This is a genomic window from Clostridium sp. Marseille-Q5894, from assembly GCF_946902305.1.
Taxonomy (GTDB): domain Bacteria; phylum Bacillota_I; class Bacilli_A; order Erysipelotrichales; family Coprobacillaceae; genus Thomasclavelia.
In genome coordinates this window covers 499691-521084 of sequence record NZ_CAMPPT010000002.1, presented here as the reverse complement: position 1 = coordinate 521084, position 21394 = coordinate 499691, and the positions used below count along the sequence as shown (strand labels likewise).

Below are 21394 nucleotides of genomic sequence, written 5' to 3'. Positions count from 1 at the left end.
TTTTTTGTAGACATCTTTGGACTATTTTGGGATATTAAGTAAGGATTTAGATAAATTTTAATAAAAAATAGTCATCACAGACCGATTTTAGGAATTTACTAAATTAGGTTAAAAATCATCAACTTGCAAAACATGTTCTTTCCGCCTATAATTGCTATGCAAAGGAGGGGAATAGATGTTAAATCAAGTAATGTTGGTAGGTCGTCTTGTAGATATACCGGTTATGAAAACAACTAAAGGAGGTGTAAAAGTCGCAAATGCAACTCTTCAAATTGAACAAGGATTTAAAAATGGCTTAGGTGCTTATGAAAGTGATTATGTTACTGTATCACTGTGGCGCGGTATTGCTGAAATGATAATAGAAACTGCAATGCCAGGCAGTCTAGTAGCTGTAAAAGGAAGATTACATTCGCGAACGTTTGAGTGCAGTGATTCTAAAATTATTACATCAATTGAAGTTATTGCCGAGCATGTTTCTTTACTTGACAAATATTTTCGTGAAAATAAATAGTATTTGAGTTTAAGAGACTTATTTGTTATAATATCATAACGAAAGTGGGTGATGAAAATGACTATTGATCAAAGTAAAATAAGAAATTTTTCAATTATCGCGCATATCGATCATGGTAAAAGCACCCTGGCAGATCGTATTCTTCAAATAACTGGCGCTGTTGCTGATAGAGAAATGAAAGCCCAGCTGCTTGATAGTATGGATCTTGAACGTGAAAGAGGAATAACAATAAAGTTAAATGCAGTCCAATTAAATTATACTGCAAAAAATGGTGAAACATATTTATTACACTTGATAGATACTCCAGGTCATGTGGATTTTACATATGAAGTGTCACGATCATTAGCAGCATGCGAAGGTGCTATATTAGTTATTGATGCAGTACAAGGTGTTGAAGCTCAAACTTTAGCTAATGTATATCTTGCTTTGGATAATAATCTAGAGATACTTCCAGTTATAAACAAAATTGATTTGCCTAGTGCTGATCCTCAAAGAGTAATTAGGGAAGTTGAGGACGTAATCGGTTTACCAGCTGATCATGCGCCATTAATTTCTGCAAAAACAGGATTAAATATTGATGAAGTTCTTGAAAAGGTTGTTCAAGAATTTCCAGCTCCATCAGGGAGTATCAATAATCCAACCCAGGCATTAATTTTTGATTCTTATTATGATAGTTATCGTGGAGTAATTGTTTTTGTTAGAATCAAAGAGGGAAAAATCAAATTAGGTGACACAGTTAAGTTTTTAGCAACTAACGCTACCTATGAAGTTACAGAATTAGGGGTTAGAACCCCAAGAGAAATAAAAAAAGAAGAGCTAGTTGTTGGAGAGGTTGGCTGGTTTTGTGCGTCAATTAAATCTATTCAGGATATCCATGTTGGAGATACTGTTACTACATTAGAAAATGAATCGAATCAGCAGCTACCAGGTTACCGACAATTAAATCCAATGGTTTATTGTGGTCTTTATCCAATTGATAATGCTCGTTATAAAGATTTGCGAGAAGCTTTAGAAAAAATGCGATTAAGTGATTCTTCGTTAATGTTTGAACCTGAAACTTCACAAGCACTTGGCTTTGGTTTTAGATGTGGATTTTTGGGATTGTTACATATGGATGTAATTCAAGAAAGATTAGAAAGAGAGTTTGATCTTGATTTAATAGCTACAGCACCATCAGTTATTTATCATTGTTATTTAACTGATCGCAGTAAAGTAGTAGTTGATAATCCTGCGATGATGCCTAGTCCACAAGTTATTGATCATATTGAGGAACCGTATGTAAAAGCTTCGATTATGTCACCAAGTGAATTTGTTGGTGTGATTATGGAACTTTGTCAAAATAAACGTGGTGAATATATTGATATTGAATATATTGACGATACGCGTCGAAATATTATTTATGAAATACCATTATCAGAAATAGTTTATGATTTTTTTGATAAACTTAAATCTAGTACTAAAGGTTATGCTTCATTGGATTATGAATTGATTGGCTATCGTAGTAGTAAACTGCAAAAAATGGATATTTTATTAAATGGCGAAGTTGTCGATGCACTTTCAACGATCGTTCATAAAGATTTTGCTTATAGTCGAGGAAAAGTTATTTGTGAAAAACTTAAAGAAATCATTCCTAAACAAATGTTTGAAGTACCAATTCAGGCAGCTTTACAAGGAAAGATCATTGCAAGAACTACGATCAAAGCAATGCGTAAAAACGTTCTTGCTAAATGTTATGGTGGCGATATTACCCGTAAAAAGAAATTATTAGAAAAGCAAAAAGAGGGTAAAAAGAGAATGAAAGCAGTCGGAAATGTAGAAATTCCGCAAGAAGCTTTCATGGCAATATTGTCAGTCGATGATGATAAGTAGTATGCATGTACTACTTATTTTTATTATTTTATAAAAAGTGATTTTGGGTACTTTCTTTATTTTGTGGTAAATTTCTGTTTTGATTTACTTGAACAAATAATTAGTCTATAATAATTAAAATAATAAGGAGGCAATAAGATGGCATTTAATTTTAAAAACAAAATTCATAAAGTTCGTTTTTATGGAGCCTTAGAACAAGAACGAGAACAGAAAAATAAACAGGATAATATAGTCAGCAGGCGGTTGATCGTTTTGCTTTGTTTCATTATTGCTATTACATCAGTTATGGCTGCTAGACTAGCTTTGATTCAGTTTAAAGACAGCGATGAATTAGCTGTTAAATTAGAAAAATATGGTACTGCTACATATTCAACCGATGCCCCTAGAGGTGAGATCGTCGATCGTAATTATGTTAAACTGGTACAAAATACTAATGTTATCTGTGCAACTTATTATGCACCTAAAAAGATCAAAGATGAACAGTTGAAAACATCGGCTAAATTTTTAGCGAAGACGATAAATCTAGATACTTCTTCTATTTCAACCCGTAATAAAAAAGATTATTTCATTATTGCATATCCAGATCTAGCTGATGAATTAGTCAGTGATGAAGAAAAGGCTAAACTTAAAGAGCAGAATAATTATGACAGTGCCTTATTAAATCTTCAGATCGAACGGATCACTGATGAGATGCTTGAAGAATACATGGATGAAAACACATTAAAATATACGCACTTTTATTATTTGATGAATAGCTGTTCAAGCGGATCATCAGTACTAGCAGAAGGGATCAGTGAAGAAGAAGCAAGTATCATTGGAGAAAACATCGATATCCTGCCAGGAATCGATGTAACGACAGACTGGTCACGGCAGTATGTTTACGACCGGGAATTCAGTCAGGTACTGGGCAGAGTAACGACGAAAAAACAGGGTCTGCCTTCGGAAATGAAAAATGAACTGTTAGCTTTAGGATATCAAAACGATTCCAGAGTCGGGGTATCTGGATTAGAAGCACAGTATGAAAATATCTTGAGAGGAAGCGACAGCAGCTATACATTGAATTATGACAGTAGTGGAAATCCAATTGTTACAAGTACCAAATCAGGAACAGCCGGATCAAATATCCGTCTATCGATCGATTGGGAGCTGCAGCAGTTTGCCGATTCGATAATAGAAGAAGAACTGGTCAAGATGAACAGTCAAAATAAATTCTTTAATAAGATGTTTTTTACACTGATGGATCCCTACACGGGTGAGATCATCGTGATGTCTGGGAAGATCATCAATAAAGAGACCGGAGAAGTAACAGATTATGCAGCTGGAAACTATTTAGATGCCAATTTGATTGGATCGACGATCAAAGGAGGAACTCTTTATACAGCGTTTAAAGAAGGGGTGATAACACCAGGGACGACCTTTATGGATGAACCAATCAAGATCAAAGGAACGAAAGAGAAGAAATCACATCGAGATTTAGGACTGATCAATGAAATAGATGCTCTAGCATACTCATCAAATGTTTATATGTTTAGAATAGCGATGCTGTTAGGAGGAGCAAACTACGTATATGATGGACCGCTAAAGATCAATGATGAAGCTTTTGAAACCTTAAGAAGAGATCTTGGAGAATTAGGCTTGGGAGTAAAGACAGGGATCGATATTCCTAACGAAGCGTTTGGATATAGAGGAAGCAAGCGAACTGGAGGGTATTTATTAGATGCTTCGATTGGACAATATGATACATATACAAATATCCAGTTAGCACAGTATGCCTGCACACTAGCAAACGGTGGAAAGAGAATCAAACCACATTTATTTTTAGATTCATATGTAACAGATGCTGATGGATTGGCAAATGCCAACTATACAGCCAAAACAGAAGTGTTAGATGATGTATCTGAGCAAACGACGGCTTTTAGCCAAATCAAACAGGGAATGAGAGCCTGTGTAACAAGAAGCAGCGGGACATGTAATGCCTATTGGAGCAGCAAACCTTATGTGACATATGCAAAAACGGGGACTGCTGAAGATTATACGGGAACAGGAGAGACCGATTATCCAAACCATTTACAGATCGGATATATCCAGGCAGATGAAAACTCTGAACCAATCGTAGCCTTTGCCTGTATCGCGATACGACAGACAACAGCATCAAATGGAAGCAGCAGTTCAGCACCGTTGATTTCACAACAAATAATTGATAAATATGTAGAAAAGTATGGTTTAAATTAAAAAAAAACTAGTAATTAACGAGATACTATGTTAAGATATTTAACGGAAGTTTACAAATGGAGGTGTAAGTAATGAGAGAAAATATCATTCTTAGATGTACTGAATGTGGTGAAGAAAATTACATTAATACAAAAAATAAAAGAAATCATCCTGATAGAATGGAAGTAAATAAATATTGTCCAAGATGTAATAAGAAAACTGTACATAAAGAAAAGAAATAAGCCTAACGGCTTTTTTTCTTTATTGGAGGTGGAAAGATGAAAGTAAAAACATTATTATTAGGAAATATGCAAACTAATTGTTATGTTGTTAGTGATGATACAAAGCATTGTTTTATTGTAGATCCTGGTGCAAACGGTAAAAAGATTATTAATTATTTAAATGAAAATGAATTAGTCTTAGATGCAATATTATTAACTCATGGTCATTTTGATCATATAGGAGCAGTCGATTATTTATATGAACATTATCATTGTCCTATTTATATCCATCAAGATGATATCTTGCTATTACATGATTCCAAAGCAAATCTATCAGTTTTCGAAAAGCCGTTTACAGTCAAATCACCAGTAATTAAAAGTGATAAAAGAATGAAAATCGGCAACTTTGAAATAAGCTGGTTACATCTACCGGGGCATTGTCCAGGATCATCGATGATTTATTTACCTAAAGAAAATGTGATTTTTGCTGGTGATGTATTATTTAAAGGATCGATTGGTCGTTTTGATTTTCCAAATTCTTCTAAACATGATACTCGTGAATCGTTAGCAAAAATCAAAGAATATGATTTTGATGCTGTAGTATATCCTGGACATGGTCCTGCGACAACATTAAAAGAGGAACAGACATATAATCCTTATTTTTAAGGGAAGTAAAAATAGTAAAAGAAGTAAATTATTTCTTTTACTATTTTTTATAAACTTCTTGATTTAAAAAAGATGTGCGCAGAAAACATCAATCGTATAGATTAACTATATAATTTATTTCTTTTTAGTATTTTTTAAACTAGGCAGGCTACCCAATATTACACCAGCAATTAAGCCAAATGCTAAATTATCAAAAATAAGACCGGCCATAAATCCTAGAATTAATCCAGCTGCTAATTTATCATTATTCGTATTTTTGATCTTCATATTTATTTTCCTTTCATATATTAAATAGAAGTTATTAAAATTACACTTATCATATCACTAGCATAATTTATCTTTTCTATGAATTGTATACTATCAAAATCATATTTTAATTTATTGCATTATAACATAGATAAGTTCATCTTTATAATTTTTTTCTAGAAGCATATTATTTTTAATTAAATAAGTCATTTCTACTTTTGGTTATAAATTATTTAATTGTTAACGAATTAATAGTCATTCATAAGTTTATTTGTTGTTTATACCTTTTCATTAAGATTGTATGTAGTGATTTTTTAAATTCAATTAGTAAATCATTATTTATGATGATTTATCTCTATCTAGTATAGTTACAGCATTATCAATTGTTAAAACGTACGTATTCTTGAATAATTAATTTTGTTGTCCTTAATTATAGCATGTGATAATATTTAAATATCTTTTTTCATAGTTACTAAACTTTGTTAAAGGAACGTTAATAATCAATCTTAAATTAAAATAGATTTTACATAAAAAGAATCAACTAATAAATCATCTGATTACTACTGATTCTTTTTACTATTAACTTTTAAACAAATACTTTATCTTTTTATAAAATGGTAGTTATTGATATTCAAATGCAGAAATTATTAATGTATCAATATTGATTTCTAAGTTAAAACTATACTCTTGTTTATCGTTTCTAACAGTTGTCACAATATAATAATAGCTTCCTAAATCATCTACTGTGTACTCAATGATATATTCATCAACCATGATAATATCACTAATTAAAATATCATTAGCAATCATTTCTTTATAATATCTTAATATACTAAGCTCAACTAAACGCTCATTATTAATTTTTTTAACTCTTTCTATTGCTTTACTGTTTTCAATTATGCTAGTAAAAAACACTCCGATATTTAGGCTCAAAACCATAAAAATAATTAATACTAATTGTAAAATCGTACCTTTATGGAAGTGTTTCATTATTTGTTTCCTCAAAATTATGAGTATGCTCATAATTTGTGGCAATTAAATAATAAAAATCATCTTTACCATTATTTAAATGCATATAAATATTTTCATCTTTATTAAAAAAATCTAAGTTTTCAACATCTCTGATTATAATATCAAAACCAGGTTCTTTGACTACTCTTTTTTTATGCAGAGATATTGTAAATAACTGATCATTACTATCCTTAAAGGATAACTGATCACCAACGGTAATATCTTTAGATGTATATAAGATCTTAGTTAATTGTTTTGCTCCGATAGCATAAAAGCTAGTATTTACCTTAAGTTTATCTTTATAAGATATTGTTTTAATAAGCGGTACACTGTTTAAAACAATCAGCAGGCAGATTGAAAGTGAAAATAAAACTTCAATTAAGGTAAAACCTCTTTTATTGATTGATCCAGTGCTCTTGTTTGCCATAATTGTAACTCCTTAACGTTTTGCTGTTTTAAATAATTTTGATAATCATCATTATTAATTTGAAAATGCCGCATACCAGTACTATAACAACTAAAAATTACTACGATAATAGTAATAAAAATACTAAATGCCAACAAACTTTCAATCAAAGTCATTCCTTTATTCTTTAACATAAAATGTACCGCTCCCAACATTAAAAACAATACTTCTACAATCATTTTGATTGCATATAGTTAAGTGATTTCCTTTATTAATATTTCCATTTTCGTTAAAATAAAGTTCAAAGCTATTTTGAAAATAATAATTACGATCTAATTCAATTTTTTGTTCACCCTGATAATCATAACTGATTCGACTATGATCAATTAAAATATCGATTCTTTCATGATTTAATAAAGCCTGAGTTTTAGCTTCCTGTAATAAAGCAATAATTTGTTTACACTGTTGATCAATAGATAAGCAGGGTGGGGTAGTAATTGCAAAATGCAAACTAAAAACGCTTAGAATAATAATGATACTAATCGTAAAGACTACTTCAATTAATGTAAAGCCATGTTTATCTTGCATAAGCTTGACCATCACTAATAGAAATCGTTAAACCACTAGGGCAGGTTACTTGTTTTTCTGTTAAATAAGGGTGATCACCTGATGTTAGATCAGAAATACTTGCTGGTAAATGACCATTTTCAATTTCATAAAGAACAATTTGAGAATTTACAACTTCGATTTGGGCATCACAGCTTTTTTCTTTAACGACTCTGTTTTTGCTTGTAACATTTGGTATAACTAATAATAAAATAACTAAAATAACTGAAATACAAAAAATCATTTCAATTAAAGTAAATCCTTTTTGTCTCATCTTTTCCCTCCGTTTGTAATAAATATCACGAAATATTCAAAGTACTATAAATTACCAATTATTGACATCATTGGAATAACAATTGAAACATAAACTAAAATAACGAATCCTGCTGTAAAACAGTAAATTAATGGTACGACAAGCTTGATTATTTTCATGACTTTAAAATGTAAAGTGTCAATAGAAATCTTTAAATAATTATCAAGTGATTTATTAGCCTGGTTATCATGAATTAATAATTTAAAACTAGCAATAAAAAGAGGCTCAAAATAGTTAAATTGAGAAATGATCTGTTCTAAAGATTCTCCCTTTAAAATCTTTAAATATATCTCATATATCAGCATTTTAATATCACTATCATCAATTTGTTGATAAAGCATTATAACGATATCTGTAGTATCATAACCATTGATCAATAGTTCGTTATAATATAGAGCAAATTTAATTGAATAATATTTTTGAATCATTTTTTGAATGAACCAAACATGATTTACTAAAAAATCTATTAATTGATAATACTGTTTTTTTATTGCATAAACAGTTATCAAACAAGCACTGCTAAAACATAGTAAAATAATTAAAATAAGAAGGGGAATGATTTTAAATAGAATAAACATCATTTTAGTAATAAAACCAGGTTCAATGGCAAATTCGATAAAAAGCTGCATTATCGAGGGTAGTAAGGCATAAATGATAAACAATGAAAACATCATTAAAAAGATAATCAATAAAATAGGATAAGTTAATTCTTTTTTTAATTTATTAAATGTTTCGTCTCTTGTTTTACAAATATTTAAACTTTGAACAATTGCTTTAGATAAATTATTTTTAATTCTAAAAAATTTAAAATATTCAACGAACGTTTGATTAAAATCACCTTCAATTATTGCTTCATCTAATGTTAAACCATTATTTAATTTCTCTTTTAGATCTTCAATTCGTTCATTACTATATATAAAAGAACATATCTCTAAAATATCTTGAATCAAATATCCTTGCTGCAAAAAATAAGCGATGCTTTCTAAAAAACGATATTCTTCATTCATAAAAAATTCCCGCTACCTGTTGATAATTAACCATGTTATTTTCCAATAAGATTTTCGCATTATCTTTAAAAGTAAGGTAATCAACAGCCTGATTATTAAAAAAGTCATTAATTTTACTACGATCTAAATATTCTGGTAAAACAAGCGGTGTATGCTTATTTTTATGATAAAGCATCTTTTGTGACATTACGCCAATTAAAACATCTTCGATATCTATTTTTAATATTCCTAAGTTCAATAGACGTCTAATCGTCGTCAAACAATTACTGGAATGAATCGTTGTTAAAACAAGATGTCCTGTCAAAGCACAGGTAATTGCCAATCTTGCCGTTTGTTCATCACGAATCTCGCCAATCATGATTATATCGGGATCATGGCGAAGAATTTGTTTTAATGAATTATTATATGTAATACCCAATTTTTCATTGATTTGGATTTGTAAACAGTAAGATTTTTTAATTTCTATGGGATCTTCTAAAGTTACGATATTCTTATGATATTTTTGATTGATTGTATCCAACAACGTATAAAGAGTAGTAGATTTTCCTGAACCGGTTGCCCCGCTAACAATAAATAGTCCGGAATTTAAAGTTACGATCTGGGCCAAAAACGTTTTTACATCTTTAAAAATAGTAAGTTCCTCTAATGATAATTTACGATGATTATTCAATATTCTAATTACAATACTATCAATATCTTTTCCTGGTAAACTGGAAACACGTAAATAATATACATTATTGTCGTATTGATAGTTTAAATGTCCAGTTTGTGGTTTTAGCTGATAATTAATATCAATGTTTGATTTAAAACGAATATAATTTATTAATTTTATCCCCTGTTTATATTCTAAAGTATCATAAAGTACTAGATCGCCCTGTTGACGAAATGAAATAGTGCATTGCTGTTTTAATAATAGATGAATATCTGATGTTTTATTAGCGATTGCATGGTTTATTATTTTTTCAAATAGATCATTCATAAAATTTCCTCCTATTATCTTTTACACCAAAAAATCATAAATTACTTCAAAAATAAAAAAATCATTTTGTAAATAAGTATTAAAACAGATATTATTATTGCAATAAGGCTAAAATAACTTTGATGATCTTTTTGTTACTCTTTTGATTTTTCTTCATCAATAAATCTAATTTTTTTATCCATACAAATAATAAAAATCTATATATATTAAATTAAGTGATTTTAACATTATAAAATGATAAAATCATTGTTTTAATTTTATAAATATCAATAAGATAAGTAGTTTATCATCTCAATAAAATTTTGTTTCTAGCAGCAAATTAAAAATAGAGTATCAATAATTATCAAAATCACTTCACTTTATCAATAATTTTTGATATAATCACAAAGTAAATTACAAATAAGGAGATTATTTAAAATGATTAGTGTTGGAGATTTAAGACCAGGTATTACTTTTGAATATGAAGGTAACCTATATGTTGTATTAGACTATTCACATAATAAAACAGCTCGTGCAGCTGCAAATATTAGAATCAAGATGAAAAACTTAAGATCTGGATCAACTACAGAAGTTACTTTTGGGGGAAATGATAAAGTAAAAAAAGCTCATATCGATAAAAATAAAATGCAATATCTATACAACTCTGGAGATGCATTAGTATTTATGGATAATGAAACTTATGAACAAATTGAAATTCCTGCAGATAATTTAAAATGGGAAATTAATTTCTTAAAAGAAAGTGACGAAGTTGAAGTAACTAGCTATGATGGAGAAGTTTTAGGAGTTTCTTTACCTATCAATGTTCCATTTAAAATTATTGAAACTGAACCAGCTGTTAAAGGGGATACTGCAACAGGAGCTACTAAAAACGCTATTATCGAAACTGGATATCAAATCAAAGTGCCTTTATTCATTTCTGAAGGTGAAATAGTTATTGTAAATACAGTTGATGGTAAATATCAAGGTAGAGCTTAACACTAGTTTTATTGAACTAGTGTTTTTTTCATACTTTTTTTCTTCTTGCATATAATAAAGTAGTTGATAAAGGAGAAAGAACATGAATAGACAAGCAATTACTTTTTTAACTTTATTTAGTCTAATTTTAGTATTATCAATTTATTATATTCTACTACCACCAGAAAATACTGCTAATGAAGTTGCTGTAAATAATCAGGAGGTGTCTCAAATCGAAGCCCTGCAAAAGAACTTAGATAAAGAAAGAGAAGATCTAATCAGCGAAAATAATGCTATTATTGCTTCAAGCGAAAGTGATAGTGATAAAATAGCATCAGCTTTAGCCACAATTAGTGAAGCTAAAGAAACAGCAGCTTTAGAAGCAAAAATCACAAAGACTGTAAATGAAGCAGGATTTAAAAATGTCTTTGTTGAAGTAGAAAATAAGACTGTCAAGGTCGTTGTTGATAAAAAAGATGGTAGTGGAAATGATGCTAATAGTATAATTAAAGCAATTATGGAAGAAACTAAGAATGAATATCAAGTAGAAGTTAAGTTTATTAGTGAGGCTTGAATTTTTTCTTGATTTTATATACAATAAAGGTATATAAAGGAGCATTTGTTATGAGTCAAGAATATTATTCAGTAGAAAAAGAAACAAATTTAGGAGCTTTAAATATTGGGTTAAATGTATTTCAGTCAATTGTTATTAAAGCTGTAGAATCAATTGATGGTGTAGATTTTGAAGGAAATATGATTCCAATGCCTGGTAGTGGACCAGTAACAGTACGTTTAAATAAGAACAATCAGGTAATTGTTGATGTCGCTATTTTAATTGATTACGGTTTGAATGTTACATCTACAACTAATGCATTACAAAACAAGATAGCACAAAGCTGTTTTGAAATGACAGGAATAAAAAATATTAAAGTCAATATTGAAGTTAAAGGTATTAATTTTTAAAGATTATCTTTTGATAATCTTTTTATTTATTTATTTTAAGATATAAATATGGTAAAATCATCTTAGATATTTTGGAAGGACGGTTTAAATGAAAAAATATAGAAAAAAATTAATTAGAGAAAAAGCAGTTATTGCGATTTATCAAAAATTACTTGTTGATATAAATGAAGATGAAGTACGCGAATATTTAAATAGTGATAAAGATCTTGTTAGTGATAAAGATGATTATGATTATTGTTTTATGTTAATTACAAGCATTGCTAATGAGATTGAAAAATATAAATCAGAAGTAGCTAAATATTTGAAATCAGGCTGGACTATTGAAAGATTATCTAAGATGGAGCTAGCAATTCTTTTAGTAGGATGTTATGAATTATTAGAAACAAAACAGAGTAAGGAAGTTATTATTAATGAAGCTGTTGAACTTTCAAAAAAATATTGTGATGAAGATGCTTATAAATTTATCAATGGATTATTAAATAAGATCAAGTAATGGAAAAAAAATATTTAACAGTCAGCGCTTTAAATCGTTATTTAAAAGCTCGGATCGATGCTGACGAACAGTTGCAAAAAATATTAATAAAAGGTGAGATTTCCAATTTTAAGCATCATAGTTCAGGACATCTTTATTTTACTTTAAAAGATGAATATTCAAGAATAAATGCTGTTATGTTCGCTTCGAAAGCTAAAAAAATTCCTTTTAAACTAGAAAATGGAATGAAAGTGTTGATACAGGCTAGTGTATCTGTATATGACGTTGCTGGAACATATCAGCTATATGTTGATAATATTGAGCAGGATGGTTTAGGAAATCTTTTTTTAAGATATGAACAGTTAAAAAAACAGCTTCTTTTAGAAGGCTTATTTGATTTAGATCATAAATCAAAGATTCCTAAATTTCCTAGTAAAATTGCTGTTTTATCAGCATATCCTAGTGCTGCATTAGCCGATATTGTAAGAACGATCAAGTTAAGATTCCCTGTTGTTCGCGTAATCGTATTTCCTATTCCGGTTCAAGGCAAGGATGCCTATTTGCAAATAATAAAAACTTTGAGTTATGTTGATGATTTAGGTTTTAGTACTATTATTATTGCTCGTGGTGGGGGATCTTTGGAAGATTTATGGAACTTTAATGAGGAGGCCTTAGCTAGAACGATATATAATTGTAAAACACCTATCATCAGTGGTGTAGGACACGAGGTTGATTTTACGATTTGTGATTTGGTTTCTGACTATCGAGCTGCTACACCAACGGCAGCAGCGATCAAAGCAACACCAGATTTAGTGGAATTACAACAAAATGTAAATAATTTACAGTATACGCTAAATACCTTAATGAAACAAAAAATTGCTTTGAATAAACAAGCCCTTACAAAGATAAAATCATTTTACTTATTTAAAAATCCTGATAAATTATTTGAAGATAAAAAGGCTAAAGTAGATTACTTATACGATCGCTTAAATGATGTTTTTGCTTATAATTTAACGAATCAGAATAATAAAATGAAACATTTGATACAATCTTTTGAGCATCAAACTAATTTATTCACAATTACTCAGCAAAATCATATAAATTTGATGGTGCAGGCAATGCAGCAGTTAATGAAGCAAAAAATCCAATCTGATCAGGAAAAGTTTTATTTTACATTATCAAAATTAAATACTCTTTCTCCTTTAAAAACACTTGAAAGAGGATATGCAATCATATTAAAAGATGAAAAACTTATCTCTTCATCATTAGATCTTAAATCAGGAGATAAAGTTGAAATCAAAATGAAAGACGGCATGAAAAATGCTATTATTGAATAGAGGTAAATTATGGACAATATTACATTTGAACAAGCTATGAAGCGACTTGAAGAAATTATTAAAGAACTTGAAGATAATCAAACATCGTTAGAAAATAGTGTCGAGTTATTTCAAGAAGGAATTAAACTATCTAAAATTTGTAGTGATAAATTAGCAGGGATTGAAAACAAAGTAGCTAAGATCTTAGTTGATGGAAAATTGGAAGATTTAAAGATCGAGGAATAAGCAGATGGAAAAATTAATTAGTGAAATAAATGACAGGCTATTACAAATAATTGATAGATTTCAAGATTCGACTGTTAAAGAAGCAATGCGATATTCATTAATGGCAGGTGGTAAAAGGATTCGGCCGGTGATGATGCTGCAAATAATTAGAAGTTATAACATTGATTATCATGATTATCTTGATGCTGCCTGTGCAATAGAAATGATTCACACTTACTCATTGATTCATGATGACTTGCCAGGTATGGATAATGATGATCTACGACGCGGTAAGCCAACATGTCATAAACAGTTTGATGAAGCAACAGCGATTTTAGCCGGAGATGGTTTGTTGAATGAAGCAGTAAATGTTATTTTAGAAGCTGATTTTAATAATGAATTAAAAATCTCGTTACTACAAACTTTGTATCAGGCAAGTGGTGTAAATGGCATGATTTTAGGACAAGCATTAGATATGAAGTATGAAAATCAAAAAGCTGATCAACAGGAATTAGATTTGATCCATCGTCATAAGACCGGTGATTTAATTAGTGCAGCGATGAAAATGGGCGCTTTGATCGCTAATAAAAATGATGCTGCTATTTGGCAGGAAATTGGCTATAAAATCGGATTAGCATTTCAAATTCAAGATGATGTTCTTGATGTAATTGGAAATAGTGAAATTTTAGGAAAAAACGTAGGTAGTGATATTGAAAATCATAAATCCACTTATGTTTCTTTGGTGGGAATCGAAAAGTCTCAAGAAATAATTGAACAGTATTTCAATGAGGTAGATGAACTTATCAATAAATTAAAAATTAATCATGAAGTGATTTTAGAAATAATAAAAAAAATAAAGAGAAGAGTGAAATAATGGATCTAAATAAAATTAAAGATCCCTCTTTTTTAAAAGAGCTGGATATTAGACAATTAAATCAATTAGCCTCGGATATCCGTGAATTTTTAATTAATAATATTTCAAAAACTGGAGGCCATCTTTCAAGTAATTTAGGTGTAGTTGAATTAACAATTGCTTTACATTATGTTTTTAATTCACCTAAAGATAAAATCTTCTTTGATGTGGGACACCAGTCTTATGTTCATAAGATCCTTACAGGTCGAGCTAGTCAATTTAATACTTTGCGGAAATACCAGGGGTTATCAGGCTTTCAAAAACGTTGTGAAAGTGAGCATGATGTTTGGGAAGCAGGACATTCCTCAACAGCATTAAGTGGTGCTGTAGCAATGGCAATCGCTCGTGATTTGGATAAGCAAAATTTTAATGTTATTCCTGTCGTTGGTGATGCTGCAATGGTTGGCGGGGAGTCTTTAGAAGCTTTAAATCATCTTGGTTCTATCAATAATAAAGTCATCATTATCTTGAATGACAACCAAATGGCAATAGGTAAAAGTGTTGGCGGATTTAATGATTTTTTATCTTCAATAAGACTTAGCGGAACTTATAATAATTTGAAAGAAGATTATCGTAACATTACTTCAAAAAATAAATTTGGTAAAATGATTTTCAATATTTCTAAACGCGTCAAAGATTTTGTAAAGCATGGTTTGATCGATGACACAATTTTCGAGGATTTTGGTGTTGATTATTTAGGACCTGTCAACGGACACGATTTTGATGATCTAATCAGAGTTTTGAATCTAGCCAAAGCTTCTAAAACAAGTGTTGTTGTTCATGTAGTTACCAAAAAAGGAAAAGGGTATCGTTACGCTGAAAATGATTTTGCCGGTAAATGGCACGGAATTGCGCCATTTAATATTAGTGATGGAACAATAAAAAATCCCGAATCTGAAGATAAAACGACCTGGTCTAAATTAGTTGCTGATCATATTGAAAAAAAGATGGCAAGTGATCAAGATATCGTTGCGATTACACCAGCAATGATTCATGGTTCCGCGATGGATAGTATTTTTGCACATTATCCTGATCGCAGTTTTGATGTTGGAATTGCTGAAGAGCATGCCTTGACTTTTACCGCTGGTCTATCTATTGCGCATAAAAAACCGTTTATTTCTGTATATTCGTCTTTTTTACAGCGTGCTTATGATCAAATCAATCATGATATTGCCAGAATGGATCTTGGCTGTTTAATTTGCGTTGATCGTTGTGGTTTTGTCGGGGCTGATGGTCCTACTCATCATGGTGTATTTGATTTAGGAATTTTAAATCCTTTACCAAACGTTATTATTTGTACTCCAAGTAATAGTAAAGATGTTAAAAGATTTATTAATACATACTTAAAATATAATGATCATCCTTATATTTTAAGAATTCCTCGTGGAAGTATCGAAATTGATGATACCGAGGTTGAAGAAATCTTACCGATTGGTAAATGGTCAGTTGAAGGCTTTGATGATCATGAGATTACTATTATTAGTTATGGTCAAAACATAAATATGATTCGTGATTTTTATAAAGATAAAGATATTAAAATTCGCTTAGTAGATGCTAAGTTTATTAAACCGATGGACTTTGAACTATTGGATAGACTAGTTGATGATAAACCATTGATCGTATATGAAACGGAATTAAAAATAAATTCTTTAGCTAGTAATATTGCTTATTATTATAGTCAAAAAGGAATTTTAAAGCGTATTTATAGTTTTGGCGTTGATGACCATTTTTCTGTTCAGGGTAGTATCGAAGAAATTTTAAAAGATGAAGGATTAGATATGGAATCATTTTATCAAAAGGTTAAGGAGATAATTGATGAAAAAAGAGAGAATTGACGTCTTATTAGTTGAACAAGGTTTTTTTGATTCGCGCGAAAAAGCTAAACGAGCAATCATGGCTGGAATTGTTCATGATGATTATGATATAATTGATAAACCAGGGACAAAGATCCCGATCGATTCTAATTTACATGTTAAAGGAAATATCATGCCTTATGTATCTAGAGGCGGTTTAAAATTAGAACGAGCTTTAAAAGAATTTTCTTTAGATCTTAAAGATAAAATTATGGTTGATATTGGCAGTTCAACTGGTGGTTTTACTGATTGTGCGTTACAAAACGGCGCTAAATTAGTATACGCAGTAGATGTCGGAACTAATCAGTTAGTTTGGAAACTACGCAATGATCCTCGTGTAATCGTAAAAGAACAGACAAATTTTCGTTATGCTACGATTGAATTGTTTGAAAATGGAGTTCCTTCTTTTGCTACGATCGATGTTTCATTTATATCTTTAAAATATATTTTTGATGCTTTAAAAAATATATTAAGTTTTAATGATCAAGTTGTAGCTTTAATAAAACCGCAATTTGAAGCAGGTCGTGAAGATGTTGGTAAAAAAGGAATCGTTAAAGATAAAAAAATTCATTGTCGTGTTATTGAAAAAGTAATTGAATTTGCTAGAGCGGATGGCTTTATTTTAGAAAAGCTCACATATTCACCAATAACTGGTGGAGAAGGAAATATTGAGTTTTTAGGACTATTTGTTAAAGAAGGCAAAGAAACCGCTATTAATATTGAAAATGTAGTAGAGAGCGCACATAGTTGTTTTGAAGGGTAGGTGAAAAAATGTTAGAGAGTATCTATATTGAAAATTTTGCAATCATTGATCGTTTGGAAGTATCTTTTCATGATCAGATGACGGTTTTAACTGGTGAAACTGGTGCTGGTAAATCGATTATTATTGATGCAATTGGTCAATTGATGGGTAATCGCAGCCAAACCAGCTTTATAAAAAGCGGCTGTAATGAGTCATTTATCGAAGGAATTTTTACGATTAAAGATAATTCTTCAGTTTTAAATAAATTGAAGGAATATCGAATTGAATTTGATGATAAACTAGTAGTATCAAAATCTTTTAATCGTGATAATAAAACAGTTATTAAAATAAATTATCGAAATGTTTCAAAAATGGTTTTACAATCTATTATGAGTGAATTAATTGATATTCATTCTCAATTTGAAACACATAGTTTATTTGATCCTAATAATCATATAAATATTTTAGACAATTATATTGGCAACTCTCTAACAGTTTTAAAAAACCAGTATTTAGATGTTTACCAAGAATATAAAGAAACAAAAAAACTTTACCAAAAAACAATTGAAGAAGAACTAAGTGATGAGCAGTTAGAATTTTATCAAAGTCAGCTAGACGAAATTAATAGTATTGATCTATCAGCAATCGATGAAGAAGAGTTAGAACAAGAAAAAAAAGCATTACTAAATTATGAAAAAACTAATGAAAAAATCACTAATTATCGCCATTATATCAGTGGTAGTCAAGGTGTATTAGCACTTTTAAATAGTGCTATAAATGAATTAGAAACGCTTAGTGAACAGCCTGCTTATCAAGCTATTTATGAAAAGATGTATGATTTATATTATAATTTGATTGATCTTGATGAAGAGGTACAAGATGAATTTAACAGTAATGATTTTGATGAATATCGTTTAAATGAAATACAAGATACTCTATTTAAGCTAAATCGTTTAAAACGTAAATATGGCCAATCTCTTGAAGCGATTATTGAAGCTAAAAAAGAGCTGGAAAATAAAATAGAAGCTTTTACTAATCGAGAGATATACTTAAATGAATTAAAAAATCAATTAGATACCACTTTTAACAAAGCAACTGAATATGCTAACAAGATCACGACATTACGTAAACAAAAGGCTTTAGACTTCACTGAACAGGTAATGGTTCAATTAAAATCTTTATATCTTGATAAAGTAATTTTTAAAGTTGATTTTGGAAAAAAAGAACTGCAAAAAGATGGCCAGGACGAGATAACTTTTTTGATTGCAACTAACCTTGGTCAATCTTTAAAACCATTAAACAAAGTTGCTTCTGGTGGTGAAATGTCAAGAATCATGCTGGCAATAAAGACTCTTTCTTTAGCAACTAGTACTATTGAAACAATTATATTTGATGAAGCTGATACTGGTGTAAGTGGTAAAGTAGCTGAAAGCATTGGTGCTAAAATGCAACTAATTGCTAAAAATCATCAGGTTTTATGTATAACCCATTTAGCTCAGGTAGCTGCATTTGCTAAAAATCATTATTTGATTGAAAAAACTACTACTAATAATAATACTGAGGTTAAGATTTCTAAATTAGACGAAAATCAAAGTATTAATGAAATTGCTAAATTAATTTCTGGAAAAGATATTTCTAAAGAATCAATCGAGCATGCAAAAAAATTAAAAGCATGTAGTGAATAATTATTAGCATAGAGACCAAACTAGATTGTAACATTTGTTACAAGGAGGTTTCTATGCTTTTTAAAAAGCTAATACTTTCCTTAATTGTTATTTTAGCCATTACAATTAATCCCATTGCTTTATATGCAATATCATTGATTCCTGGTGGTGATTCAATTGGAATTGAATTAAATTATCAGGGCGTTGTAATAACTGGTGGATATAAAATTAAAACTGCTGATACAACTTATGACCCTTTAGCAGAAGATTTTAAAGTCGGAGATATAATTGTTGAAATAGATGGACAAAAAGTAACTACGATTGAAGAATTAAGTGAATTTATTAAAACTGGTGGTAGTGAAAAAAGTAATTACGATTTAACTATTATCAGAGATAAAGAAAGACTTCATCGTAATCTCCAGGTTTTTTTAGAAAATCAGGAATTTACAACTGGATTATATGTAAAAGATGCTATTTCTGGTGTGGGAACTTTAACGTTTTATAATCCCGCCGATAATACCTTTGGCGCATTAGGACATGCAATGAGTGATACTAAATTAAATACCAATAGTTTACTGCAATCTGGTAATATTTATGAAAGTAGTGTCACGGGAATTAAAAAAGCTTCTCCTAACAGCTCTGGTAATAAAATTGCTGATATTTCTAATATTGAAATAGGTAGTATAAACAGCCATAATCAATTTGGTATTTATGGAACTTATAATTACGATATTTCTAACAGAAAAGCAATGGATACAGCCAGCAAAGATGAAATCAAATTAGGAAAAGCATATTTTTTAACTGTTTTAAATGGTCAGGAAATCCAAAAATGTGAAATTGAAATTACTAAGTTAAATGATCAAGATTCAGTTAAAGAAAAAGGAATTGAGTTTAAAGTAACAGATCAAAATGTTATTGATAAAGCTAATGGTATAATTCAAGGAATGAGCGGCTCACCAATTATTCAAGATGATAAGATCATTGGTTGTGTAACGCACGTATCTGGAAATAATCCGATGACAGGTTTTGGTTTGTATATAGAATGGATGTTGGAAATGGAAAAACAAAGATAACAATGGTGCCTTAAGGGCCAAAGTCATTAGTTTAGATGACAAAAATATACCAGGAGGATGAGACTTAAAAGTTTCTGCTCCTGGTTTTATTTTAAATGACTATTATTTATCTTTTTTAACCTTACTTTTCATAAATAAACTTTTTTAGTATAATAGTGTCATTGGAGGATTTATATGAATTTTAAAATATTGAAAGAAGCCTTTAAGGAATCTATTCCGGTAATGATGGGATATCTTGTATTAGGTTTTGCCTTTGGCGCTTTGCTTGTAAGTAAGGACTATCCTATTTATTATGCTTTAATTATGAGTTTTTTTATCTATGCTGGCAGTATGCAGTTTGTAACAATTTCTCTATTAACAGCTAAAAGTTCACTTTTAAATGCCTTTATCATGACATTAGTAGTAAATGCTAGACATATTGTCTATGGTTTATCAATGTTAAATAGATTTGAAAAAATGAAAGTTTTAAAGCCATATATGATTTTTTCATTAACTGATGAGACTTTTTCACTTTTAATCAAAGATGATCAGCAAAATAAATATGTTAGTTTTTTTATTAGTCTTTTTGATCAGTGCTATTGGATCATCGGGTCACTGATTGGGGCTACCATTTCAAATATTATTACTTTTGATAGTAGGGGATTAGAGTTTTCAATGACAGCATTATTTATAGTAATTGTAATAGATCAAATAAAAAACAGTCAAAATCATCTAGCAACAAAAATAGGTTTTATTGTAAGTATTGTTTCTTTGCTTATATTTGGTAGTGATAATTTTGTAATCGTATCTTTAATTGGAATTATTGGGGCTTTAATGTTTAAAAGAAAGGATTTAGAAAATGAATATGAATAGAGATATAATGATAATAATAGTTGTGGCTCTAGGCACTATTTTGACAAGAGCTTTACCTTTTATTATTTTTAATGATCCAAGTAAAAAACCGGCTTTGATTGATTATTTAGGTAAAGTATTACCATATTCCGTTATGGCCATGCTAGTTGTATATTGTTTAAAAGATATAAATTTTTTTGATTCAAATCATGGCTTACCAGAAATAATCGCAATTTCGATTATTATTGTAGTGCACTTATTAAAAAATAATACATTATTATCGATTATCATAGGGACTATCAGTTATATGATTTGTGTCCAGATGATTTTTATTTAGGAGGG

Annotated in this window: 26 protein-coding genes; 18 read left to right on the top strand and 8 right to left on the bottom strand. The window is 29.7% G+C overall.

The window, feature by feature from the left end; all coding sequences use genetic code 11:
* Positions 1–175: 175 nt before the first annotated feature.
* The 5 genes from OC535_RS05210 (at position 176) to OC535_RS05190 (ending at position 5478) form a co-directional block, all read left to right on the top strand.
* Positions 176–511 (top strand): single-stranded DNA-binding protein, encoded by a 336-nt coding sequence (locus OC535_RS05210; protein ID WP_024720571.1) that lies wholly within the window; start codon positions 176–178, stop codon positions 509–511.
* Between the two features lie 57 nt (positions 512–568).
* Positions 569–2380, top strand: a complete 1812-nt coding sequence (gene lepA / locus OC535_RS05205) for a translation elongation factor 4 (RefSeq protein WP_081721090.1) — start codon at positions 569–571, stop codon at positions 2378–2380.
* A gap of 138 nt (positions 2381–2518) precedes the next feature.
* A complete protein-coding gene (locus OC535_RS05200; RefSeq protein WP_498823330.1) occupies positions 2519–4612 on the top strand; it encodes a peptidoglycan D,D-transpeptidase FtsI family protein in 2094 nt (697 codons plus the stop codon).
* Positions 4613–4683: 71 nt separating this feature from the next.
* On the top strand, positions 4684–4833 hold the full coding sequence (gene rpmG / locus OC535_RS05195; RefSeq protein WP_024720569.1) for a 50S ribosomal protein L33: 150 nt from the start codon (positions 4684–4686) through the stop codon (positions 4831–4833).
* Positions 4834–4854: 21 nt separating this feature from the next.
* Positions 4855–5478: an MBL fold metallo-hydrolase gene (locus OC535_RS05190; RefSeq protein WP_498823384.1), complete on the top strand. Its 624-nt coding sequence runs from the start codon at positions 4855–4857 to the stop codon at positions 5476–5478.
* Positions 5479–5592: 114 nt separating this feature from the next.
* Here the strand turns inward: OC535_RS05190 and OC535_RS05185 are convergent, their stop codons facing one another.
* The 8 genes from OC535_RS05185 to OC535_RS05150 form a co-directional block, all read right to left on the bottom strand.
* On the bottom strand, positions 5593–5745 hold the full coding sequence (locus OC535_RS05185; RefSeq protein WP_164468307.1) for a hypothetical protein: 153 nt from the start codon (positions 5743–5745) through the stop codon (positions 5593–5595).
* A 600-nt stretch (positions 5746–6345) separates the two neighbouring features.
* Positions 6346–6714 carry a hypothetical protein gene (locus OC535_RS05180; protein ID WP_498823329.1) on the bottom strand — a complete coding sequence of 123 codons (369 nt, stop codon included), beginning with the start codon at positions 6712–6714 and terminating at the stop codon, positions 6346–6348.
* Positions 6698–7162, bottom strand: a complete 465-nt coding sequence (locus OC535_RS05175) for a prepilin-type N-terminal cleavage/methylation domain-containing protein (protein ID WP_498823328.1) — start codon at positions 7160–7162, stop codon at positions 6698–6700. The genes OC535_RS05180 and OC535_RS05175 overlap by 17 nt, the downstream gene beginning before the upstream one ends.
* Positions 7114–7335 (bottom strand): hypothetical protein, encoded by a 222-nt coding sequence (locus OC535_RS05170; RefSeq protein ID WP_498823327.1) that lies wholly within the window; start codon positions 7333–7335, stop codon positions 7114–7116. Before OC535_RS05170 ends, OC535_RS05175 begins: the two co-directional genes overlap by 49 nt.
* Positions 7322–7729 (bottom strand): prepilin-type N-terminal cleavage/methylation domain-containing protein, encoded by a 408-nt coding sequence (locus OC535_RS05165; protein ID WP_498823326.1) that lies wholly within the window; start codon positions 7727–7729, stop codon positions 7322–7324. Before OC535_RS05165 ends, OC535_RS05170 begins: the two co-directional genes overlap by 14 nt.
* On the bottom strand, positions 7719–8021 hold the full coding sequence (gene comGC / locus OC535_RS05160; RefSeq protein WP_024720563.1) for a competence type IV pilus major pilin ComGC: 303 nt from the start codon (positions 8019–8021) through the stop codon (positions 7719–7721). The genes OC535_RS05165 and comGC overlap by 11 nt, the downstream gene beginning before the upstream one ends.
* A gap of 44 nt (positions 8022–8065) precedes the next feature.
* Positions 8066–9067, bottom strand: a complete 1002-nt coding sequence (locus OC535_RS05155; RefSeq protein ID WP_498823325.1) for a type II secretion system F family protein — start codon at positions 9065–9067, stop codon at positions 8066–8068.
* Positions 9060–10046: an ATPase, T2SS/T4P/T4SS family gene (locus tag OC535_RS05150; RefSeq protein WP_227052381.1), complete on the bottom strand. Its 987-nt coding sequence runs from the start codon at positions 10044–10046 to the stop codon at positions 9060–9062. The genes OC535_RS05155 and OC535_RS05150 overlap by 8 nt, the downstream gene beginning before the upstream one ends.
* A gap of 417 nt (positions 10047–10463) precedes the next feature.
* Between OC535_RS05150 and efp the strand changes: the two genes are divergently transcribed.
* From efp to OC535_RS05085, 13 genes are all read left to right on the top strand, one after another.
* Positions 10464–11021, top strand: coding sequence for an elongation factor P (gene efp / locus OC535_RS05145; protein WP_227052380.1), 558 nt, complete (start codon positions 10464–10466; stop codon positions 11019–11021).
* Positions 11022–11103: 82 nt separating this feature from the next.
* Positions 11104–11574, top strand: coding sequence for a SpoIIIAH-like family protein (locus OC535_RS05140; protein WP_024720561.1), 471 nt, complete (start codon positions 11104–11106; stop codon positions 11572–11574).
* Positions 11575–11624: 50 nt separating this feature from the next.
* Complete coding sequence (locus tag OC535_RS05135; RefSeq protein ID WP_024720560.1) at positions 11625–11963, top strand: Asp23/Gls24 family envelope stress response protein; 339 nt, start codon at positions 11625–11627, stop codon at positions 11961–11963.
* An 88-nt stretch (positions 11964–12051) separates the two neighbouring features.
* Positions 12052–12456 carry a transcription antitermination factor NusB gene (gene nusB, locus OC535_RS05130; RefSeq protein ID WP_024720559.1) on the top strand — a complete coding sequence of 135 codons (405 nt, stop codon included), beginning with the start codon at positions 12052–12054 and terminating at the stop codon, positions 12454–12456.
* Positions 12456–13772, top strand: a complete 1317-nt coding sequence (xseA, locus tag OC535_RS05125; RefSeq protein ID WP_498823324.1) for an exodeoxyribonuclease VII large subunit — start codon at positions 12456–12458, stop codon at positions 13770–13772. The genes nusB and xseA overlap by 1 nt, the downstream gene beginning before the upstream one ends.
* A 9-nt stretch (positions 13773–13781) precedes the next feature.
* Positions 13782–13997 carry an exodeoxyribonuclease VII small subunit gene (xseB, locus tag OC535_RS05120; protein ID WP_024720557.1) on the top strand — a complete coding sequence of 72 codons (216 nt, stop codon included), beginning with the start codon at positions 13782–13784 and terminating at the stop codon, positions 13995–13997.
* Between the two features lie 4 nt (positions 13998–14001).
* A complete protein-coding gene (locus tag OC535_RS05115; protein WP_498823323.1) occupies positions 14002–14850 on the top strand; it encodes a polyprenyl synthetase family protein in 849 nt (282 codons plus the stop codon).
* Complete coding sequence (dxs, locus tag OC535_RS05110) at positions 14850–16724, top strand: 1-deoxy-D-xylulose-5-phosphate synthase (protein WP_227052378.1); 1875 nt, start codon at positions 14850–14852, stop codon at positions 16722–16724. The genes OC535_RS05115 and dxs overlap by 1 nt, the downstream gene beginning before the upstream one ends.
* Complete coding sequence (locus OC535_RS05105) at positions 16705–17505, top strand: TlyA family RNA methyltransferase (RefSeq protein WP_227052377.1); 801 nt, start codon at positions 16705–16707, stop codon at positions 17503–17505. Before dxs ends, OC535_RS05105 begins: the two co-directional genes overlap by 20 nt.
* 8 nt (positions 17506–17513) lie before the next feature.
* Positions 17514–19169, top strand: coding sequence for a DNA repair protein RecN (recN, locus tag OC535_RS05100; RefSeq protein ID WP_498823322.1), 1656 nt, complete (start codon positions 17514–17516; stop codon positions 19167–19169).
* 53 nt (positions 19170–19222) lie between these two features.
* The gene (locus OC535_RS05095; protein ID WP_024720553.1) at positions 19223–20221 is read left to right on the top strand and encodes a SpoIVB peptidase S55 domain-containing protein; all 999 of its coding nucleotides are present in this window, start codon (positions 19223–19225) and stop codon (positions 20219–20221) included.
* A gap of 174 nt (positions 20222–20395) precedes the next feature.
* The gene (locus OC535_RS05090; protein WP_024720552.1) at positions 20396–21073 is read left to right on the top strand and encodes an AzlC family ABC transporter permease; all 678 of its coding nucleotides are present in this window, start codon (positions 20396–20398) and stop codon (positions 21071–21073) included.
* Positions 21060–21389, top strand: a complete 330-nt coding sequence (locus OC535_RS05085; protein ID WP_034864028.1) for a branched-chain amino acid transporter permease — start codon at positions 21060–21062, stop codon at positions 21387–21389. The genes OC535_RS05090 and OC535_RS05085 overlap by 14 nt, the downstream gene beginning before the upstream one ends.
* Positions 21390–21394: the final 5 nt, after the last annotated feature.